2 protein-coding genes and 1 pseudogene are annotated in these 8,299 nt (G+C 60.5%); 1 reads left to right on the forward strand and 2 read right to left on the reverse strand.

Features of this window, described 5'->3' with window-relative positions:
- Nucleotides 1–37: 37 nt before the first annotated feature.
- Both B157_RS39860 and B157_RS0124200 read right to left on the reverse strand, forming a co-directional pair.
- Nucleotides 38–7,012 (reverse strand): putative Ig domain-containing protein, encoded by a 6,975-nt coding sequence (locus tag B157_RS39860; protein WP_245565236.1) that lies wholly within the window; start codon nt 7,010–7,012, stop codon nt 38–40.
- 123 nt (nt 7,013–7,135) lie between these two features.
- Entirely contained in the window at nt 7,136–7,456 is a 321-nt protein-coding gene (locus B157_RS0124200) for a hypothetical protein (protein WP_020605896.1), read from the reverse strand.
- A 612-nt stretch (nt 7,457–8,068) separates the two neighbouring features.
- On the opposite strand from B157_RS0124200, the pseudogene B157_RS38515 reads away from it, so the two are divergent.
- A pseudogene (locus B157_RS38515) lies at nt 8,069–8,299 on the forward strand (IS701 family transposase); the annotation flags it as partial.

An 8,299-nucleotide genomic window follows, 5' to 3' on the forward strand; every position in this document is an offset into this window, starting at 1 on the left:
CGGCTTCTTTTGTAAACCAGTCTGTCGAAGATAAGGGCTACTCCGTTTTGAGCAGCTTGACGGTCTGGCTTTGCGTGGACGTACTCACCCGCAGTAGCAGCACTCCTGCTGGAACCTGGCCCAAGCTGAGCGTCTGCCGCTCAACTTCCTCGGCCCGGCCAATGGATTGCTCACTCAGGAAGTGACCCCGCTCGTCGGTCAGTTGCAGGCGCAGCGATTGACCCTCGGCACCCCGCACCTCCACGGACACCGTTTTGCCCAATACCGGGTTACCCAATACGGTGACCGTCAGCGGCACTTCTGAACCCGTGCCCAGCCGGGCACCCGGGTTGCAGGCTGCCAGCCAGCCATAGCTGAAACTAGCACTTACCCCACTCTGAACTGCTCGTAAACCGATGACCGGGTTGTCGCTGTACAAATCCAGCGTGTAGGGTCCCGGATTGGTGGTAGGAACCAACTCGTTGACCACCGAGAAACTCACCGGTGCTCCGTTCAGCCCCGCATACCGGGGGTTGAACGTCAGTCGGCGCTGACCCGCTGAGAGCACTTCGCAGCTGATGGTCTGCACGCTGGTGATGCTGAAGGTACCCGTTGGTGGGGGTGGAGTACCCCCCGCCGGATTCACCGTGATGCTGAAGCTGGTGCTGGCACTCATACTCCCCGGATCGGTCGCCGTTACGGTTACCGTAGATACCCCCGACATGGAGGGCGTACCCGAGATGGTCGAAGGAGCCACGAAGTTCAGCCCCGCTGGCAGACCATTCACTGACAGCGTTAGGCCGTTGGGTGTTTCGGCATCGGTAAACACATTGGCCAAAGAGAGCGTATAGCCCACGCCCACTGTGGCCGACTGAGGTGGTACGGGGTTCGCCACCGTCGGAGCGGTGTTGGCCGTTGTACTGCTACACACAATCAGCCAGTTGTAGGCAAAACTACTCGCTATCCCGCTCTGCACCGCCCGGAGCGTCACCACCGAATTGTCGGTGTACAGATTCAGCGTGTAGGGACCCGGTGCCGTGGTGGGGGCCAGTTCGTTGACCACCGAGAAACTCACCGGTGCTCCGTTCAGCCCCGCATACTGGGGGTTGAACGTCAGTCGGCGCTGACCCGCTGAGAGCACTTCGCAGCTGATGGTCTGCACGCTGGTGATACTGAACGTACCCGTTGGTGGGGGTGGAGTACCGGCGGCCGGATTCACCGTGAGGGTGAAGCTGGTGCTGGCACTCATACTCCCCGGATCGGTAGCCGTCACGGTTACCGTAGATACCCCCGACATGGAGGGCGTACCCGAGATGGTCGAAGGAGCCACAAAGTTCAGCCCCGCTGGCAGACCACTCACTGACAGCGTTAGGCCGTTGGGTGTTTCGGTATCGGTAAACACACCCGCTAATGAGAGTGTGTAACCGATGTTCACTGTGGCTGACTGGGGCGAAACAGGATTCGCCACCGTGGGGGGCGTGTTGGCCGTCGAGGAGCTACAGGCCGAGAGCCAGTTATAGGCAAAGCTGGTGGCAGCTCCACTTTGCAGAGCCCGAAGCGTGATGACCGGATTATCGGTGTACAGGTTCAGCGTGTAAGGCCCCGGACTGGTGGTAGGAGCTAGTTCATTCACTACCGAGAAGCTCACCGGTGAGCCATCCAGTCCCTCGTAGCGGGGGTTGAAGGTCACCCGGCGCTGGCCCGGTGAGAGCACCTGGCAACCCACGGTCGTCACGCCCGTAATGCTGAAGACCGGCGTTGGTGGAACCGGACTAACCGTAATGGTGAAGCTGGTGTTGGCCGACAGGCTACCCGGATCGGTGGCCGTGACGGTCACGCTGCTCACCCCCGACATCGACGGTGTACCCGAGATGATGCGCGTGTTAGGATCGAAACTAAACCCATTGGCCGGATTAATGCTGGCCGTGTAGGTGAGCTGATTGGGCGTTTCGCTGTCGGTGAAGGCGTTGACCGTGTAGGAGAAGGGTACGCCCACGGTGGCCGTCTGGTTGGTATTGGCCGTGGCCATCGGGGCCGAGTTGACCGTGCTGACGGTCACGCTGGTGGAACTGCTACAGCCGCTGGCATTAGTGACGGTGACCGAGTAGGCGCCCGCCATAACGGTGATGCTGGTGGTAGTTTGTCCGGTAGACCAGGTCTGGGAGGTGCCCCCCGAAACAGTGAGCGTGGTCGAGCCACCGCTGGTGACGGTCGTGTTGCCGCTGATGGTCGCCGTGGGCAGAACCGTACTGGAACTGACGCTGGTGCTGGTCACGCCCGAACACCCGTTGCCAGCATTGGTGACGGTGACCGAGTAGAGGCCGCCGATGGTGACGGTGGCCTGATTACTTGACCCAATCTGGCTGGCCCCGCTGCTGAAGCGGTAGCTGGTGCCCCCCGAAGCGGTCAAGGTCACACTGCTCATCGAGCAGGTGATGGGGCCGTTGTTAGTCAGAGTTGCCGTGGGCGCGCTTTGGTCCCCCGTCACGGTGGTCTGGGCGGTGGCTGAGCAGCCGTTAGCCCCCGTTACCGTCACCGAGTAGGTGCCCGACACACCCACCGTAGCCTGATTGGAAGTGCCGATCTGGGTAGCCCCGCTACTGAAGCGGTACGTATTCCCGCCACTAGCCGTTAGTGTCACACTGGTCATGGTACAGGAGAGCGGCCCATTGTTGGTCAGCCCCGGCGTGGGTGCGGTCTGATCCCCTACCACGGTGGTGCTGGCGGTGGCCGAACAGCCGTTGGCCGAGGTCACTGTCACTGAGTAGGTACCCGCCGTGTTCACACTGGCCGTGTTACCTCCGTTGAGCTGGGTAGCCCCCGGACTGAACTGGTAAGTACCTCCGCCACTAGCCGTCAGCGTTACAGAGGTCATGGTGCAGCTCAGCGGGCCGTCATTGGTCAGGGTGGCCAATGGCAATGCATTGACCGTCACCGGCGTGGTGGCCATGGCGCGTTGTCCACTGCTGCTGACCGTCAGGGTAAAACTCTGTCCCCCCGTTCCGCTGCTGGTCAGCGTTTCCCGAAAGGCACTACTGGCCAGGGTACCCGTACGGACACTACTGCCGTTGGTCAGCGTGTAGGTATCGCTGCCAGTCAGGTTGCCCACCGTGGCGGTAAAGGTGAGGGGGCTATCCACGCATACCGAGGCGGGGTCGGCGGCAAAGCCCGCGATGGTCGGCGTGGCCGAGTAGGTGATGGTGTAGGGGCTGCTGGCGGCCGTGTTGGGGTTGCCGGCCGCGTCCTGGGCCACGTTGGTGGGCACATTCACCGTTACTACTCCATTGGCCGAGGGCGTCACGTTGAAGGTGTAGGTCGCGCCCGAGCCCACAAAGCCTGAAATCGTGCCGTTGGTCACGGTCACGTCGCCGGTTACGAAGCCGGTCACCGACTCCGAGAACGTAATCGTAAAGGGAATGGGCGAGGTGTTGGTCGTGCTGCCCGAAGCCCCGACAGAGCTGGTAATAGCTACCGTAGGTTGCACCGAGTCGACGGTGAAGTTGTTGGTGGTCGAGTTGGCACTCATGGCCGAGCCGCTGGTCTGGGCCGTGGCGTACACCGTGTGGCTGCCCTGGGCCAGGGCCGAGGGCTGCACCAGGCTGAAGCTGCCGCCGGCCGTGGCCGTGGTCGTGCCGATGCTGCTGCCGTCCACATAAACCGTCACCGTTGAGTTGGCCACGGCCGTGCCCGAATAGGTCGGCGTATTCGTGTTCAGGGCGCTGCCATTGGCCGGCACCGTTACCACCGGCGCAGCCGTTACCGGCTGCACGTACTGCACGCTCACGGCGTTGCTGGCCGTGTTCTGCGTGTTGTTGGCGTCGTTAGCCACGTTGGCCGCCAGGCTCACCGATACGGTGCCCGTGCCGCTGGGCGTCACGGTGAAGGTGTAGGAGCCCGCGCCGCTGCCCGCGAAGCTGCCGCCGGTAATGGTGCCGCCCGTTACCGTCACATCCGAGGCGACGAACGTAGTGCCCGTGCTCTGCGAGAAGCTCACCGAGAAGGGAATGGGCGACGTGCTGGTGGGGCTGCCGGAGGTCGTGCTCACGGTGGCCGTCAGGGCCGGGGCCGTCACGGCGAAGGTCGCCGAGGTGAAGGTGCTGTACAAGCTGCTGTTCGGCTGAATGGTGCCGAGGTACACGCCATTGAGGAACACGTTCAGCGACTGGTCCAGCGTGGTGCAGCACACACGCTGGGCGGCCTGGAAGCTCACCTGGTAGTTGCTGCCCGTGGGCACGGCCAGATTCTGTTGGAGCTGGCCGTTGCCACCGCCGTTGCTCTGCACAAAGGCCACGGCAATGCCGTTGGGAATGGGCGTAGTTGGCGTGAAGGCGCTGCCGCTTTCGGCAATGCCGGACTGGGCGTTGAACGTCCAGCTAGCGCCCGTGGGGTTATAGCCGAAGTCGCCGTTGCTCAGCGCGTTGTGGATTTCAAAGCTGCCATTCTGCAGGGCATTGGTAAACGGCGAGCCTCCGCTGAGTACCTGCGCCACGTCCACGAAGGCCGTCACGTCGGAGCCCGAACCACCCGTGCCGACAATCGTCAGCTGCGGCGCGGCCGCGAAGCTCTTGGTGATGGTGTACACCTCACCTATCGTGTAAGGCACGTTCGTCACCGAGGGCGTGATACCCGTGCTGTTTTGCACGTTCAGGCGCAGGGTACCGTCGCCGGTACCCGTGTTCACCGTTACGGTGTAGGTCGTACCCGAGCCGCTCGCGCTGCTCACCGATGCGCCGCTTACGGTGCCAGCAGTCGTAACTGAGAAGTTAGTAGTCGAGATGCCTGTCACACTGGCCGCAAAAATTACGCGGTAGCTCACTTGGCCCGTGGCCGTGGGCGAAGGCGTCAGGCGCGTCACCGAAGCGACCGTGGTCGAGGGGGTGTTATAGGTAATGCTGTAGGGGGCGGGCGTACCGGCGGTGTTGAAGTTGCCAGCCGCGTCCTGGGCCACGTTGGCCGGCACAGTCACGCTCACCACGCCGTTGGCCGTCGGGGTCACGTTGAAGGTGAAGGTCGTGCCCGGAACAACGGTGGTGAAGCCCGAAATCGTGCCGTTGGTTACGGTCACGTCGCCGGCCACAAAGCTTGCGTTCACGTTCTCCGAGAAGGTCACCGTGTAGGCGAACGGGGTGTTGCTGCTGGTGCCGCCATTGGGGGCTGTAGCCGAGCTGATGGCCACCGTAGGTCTGACCGTGTCGACCGAGAAGGTGTTAGTATTGGAGTTAGCGCTCACCGCGCTGCCCGTCACCTGGGCCGTGGCCCGCACCGTGTGGCTACCCTGTGTTAGGGACGCGGGCTGGGCCAGGGACCAGTTCCCGCCCGGAGCGGTGGTGCTGATGGACGAGCCGTCCACATAGACCGTCACCGTACTGCCCGCTGGGGCCGTGCCAGTGTAAGTGGGGGTATCCGTGCTGAGCAGGCTGCCGTTGGCCGGGCTATCCACTACCGGAGCATTGGGCGTAGTGGTGAAGGAAATGGAACTACCGTAGCTGGTGCCCGCGCTGTTAATGGCGTAAGCCCGCACGTAGTAGGTGGTGCCGGGCGTCAAGGTGCTTATTGTGGCTGAGAACGTGCCGGTACCAGTACCGTTGGTGGCTTTGGCATCGGCCGTGGTGGGGGTGTTGTTGCTGGTGCTGTACACCACGCCGCGCTCGGTTACGTTATCGCCGCCGTCGGCCGTTACGTTACCGCCCAGTACAGCGCTGGTCGTCGCTACGCTGCCGGGGGCAGCGGTTGATACGGTTGGTGCCACGGCGGGCGAGTAGCCCACGCTACGGAACGCCGCATTGCTTTGAGTACCCGAAGGGTCGGTGGTTGCAAACAGAATGGCGCGCTCCTGGCTGCCCGATGGCAGGGCGGTATTCGTCTGGAATGTAACCAGGCGCAGGGCGGCCTGCCATTGGGCCAGCGTCGCCGTCGAGCCAGCCGAAATGAGCGTCAGCACCCCGGTCGAGGCGTTGTAGGTCCCGGTGATGTTGCCCGTGGCAGCCGTGCCCGTGAAGGCCAGCACGTCGTTGGCGGGATCCCAGCCAGTGGTGATGCGAACTATCGCGCTGGTTTGCGTGGCGTTGTCGGCATCGGCCAGGGTGATGGTGTTGGTAATTTGCACGGCCGCGTTAGCCGTCGGATAATTTTTTATAGTCGATTCACTATTGGCCAGCACCGGGGCCGCATTCGCGGTGGGAGTGCCCAGCACCCGAATATTATCGAAGGAAAACTCTTCGCTGAGCCCCGCCTGGGATGCTACAAATCGGGTTTGCAGCGTCGTGGCCGTGCTGGGCAGCTCAAACGTGAAGTCCTGCATGGTCGCGGTAACCAGCGGGTCTGCGGTCGTGGCCTTGCCATCCAGGTTCACATCCTGCCGCAACTGCCCGGCGTAAACGTCAGGACCTGTTTGTACCAAAACTGATGCATCGCTGGTAAACTGACCGACTGTAACCCAGGGGCTCGTCCCGTTGAAGCGAACCTGTACTTTGAGCGTATCATTCGTCTCCCAATTCAGGGAAGTGGCTGTGTATCGTCCATCCTGGAGGCCTACCTTCACTTGTAGGTTGCGGTAGCCGGTCGTATTAATCGAGTTCAGGGTAACGGTGCCCGGCTGCCGGTCTGGTGCCGCTGGAGCAACGGGGGTCGCACCTCGTACGCCTTCTCCGGCCCAGTAGTATGTGCCATCCAGCGTGCCGCCCGCCGTGTGGGTGCCGCGGTGGTCCGCCAGGTTGCCGGTGCAGGGCGTAGTGGTACCGTTGCACATATTGGCTTCCGATGCCCGGAAGAAATACTGGTTCCGGGTAGGAGCTCCCGCCGGCACCGTATTGGGCAGGATGGTGTAATTCGATACGTACCGGGTGCCTTCGCCGTCGGTTTCGAATGATTCCTTTTGGAGTTGGACTTGTGCCCGCGCACCCCAGGAAGCCAGGAGCAGCAACAGGAACAATGGCAACCGGCCATACAAAGCCCGCTGGTTTAGGAGGCCCGACCGGAAGAGAATCCGGCTAAGCCGGGTACTTGAACAGAGCATTCGTAGAATTGTATTCATTGAGATGAGCATGAAGTAAAAAAATGAGTAAACTACTTGAATTGAGCGGAGCTGCCCCCGGCGTATCCACCCCGAACCCCATAAACGGGATTATTCTGCCACTATGGTCTGGTTAATGGAGGGTCACGAAGAAACCTGGTAGGGAGTCATCAAACGAATGGCTACGATCCCGGGCGTATTGTTGCGCACCCTGGCAACCAGACTACGGTTGTTGGCCAGATTGACGGCCAGCGGGCCGGGGGAATTAACGAGTTTGTTGGTCAGCGTCGTTTCCCAAGCAGCACCTAATATAAGTCGTGGTTCGTCCAGCGTAGTCTCAAGCGCCCCATCATTCAACAGGTAGTGCGATTGAGCAATTCCTTTGTGGGGTAACAGGGCCAGCAGGCAGCGCGGCACCAGGGCCAGTCCTGGCAGCGGGGGTTGATTGAGTAGTTGTTGGTTCATTCGGTTTGAGGAAAATAAGGGGTGCATAAGTGGCCACTTTTGACACGGTGTTGTTGACTGGCTAAAAAGGGGCTTACGATGGATCAGCCATTAGGCTTCCTCCCCGCCCCTGGCATCAGCGTAGCTATTGAGCTGGTAACGTTCAGCAAAGCGGACTCTATCCGGTAGCTAAAGGATAAGGCATCAATATGGTCAATATGGGTGTCGGCAGGTAGGCTGGACGGGCTCAAAAAGACGCGAGAATCACCGCTGGCTATAACCGTCCGTTGAGGTACAATGGCTACCTCTCCCCGGGAGCCAAATTCACGGACTTCGTTGGGCGTGTCAGGGCCTGAGGGTAGCAGAAAAAGGCGGCTCCAACCACCATGCGCCCCAGCGGCTGACGGGTTAATCGGACCAGCCGGAAAAGAAGTGAAGCCGTAGCCGCGTTTGGGCCCGGGTGCTCAGGGATAACACAAGAAAGAAGAGCAGTAAAAGTTTGTAATTCATAGGTTGATCAAAGAAGAGAGTTAATTAACTAGTAGCCACAATAGTACTAGCTAATCAGTGAACTAATGAACCTTATTTACTGAAGTTACGCAAAGTGGTTAAGTGGACAAATTATCTTTGGTAATGCAAACGAACCTTGATTTATATACAGACTATCTGCTCAGTTCATTCGGCCAAACTTCAGCTACCAACATGGCCCGCCTGATGGATGACCAGCTTAGCCATGATGATGTTACTCGATTTTTAAGCCATCCTCATCAACTTGGCCAAACGCTCTGGAAAACGGTTAAGCCATTAGTTCGAAAGCATCAAGTTGAAGACGGCGTGCTGATCGTTGATGACTCGCTGGTCCAC

Origin of the sequence: Spirosoma spitsbergense DSM 19989 (assembly GCF_000374085.1) — a bacterium.
Lineage (GTDB): Bacteria > Bacteroidota > Bacteroidia > Cytophagales > Spirosomataceae > Spirosoma > Spirosoma spitsbergense.

Excerpts from the sequence above, each read along its gene's own strand:
- B157_RS39860 (WP_245565236.1), bottom strand. The coding sequence starts at position 7,012 with ATGAATACAATTCTACGAATGCTCTGTTCAAGTACCCGGCTTAGCCGG.
- B157_RS0124200 (WP_020605896.1), bottom strand. The coding sequence starts at position 7,456 with ATGAACCAACAACTACTCAATCAACCCCCGCTGCCAGGACTGGCCCTG.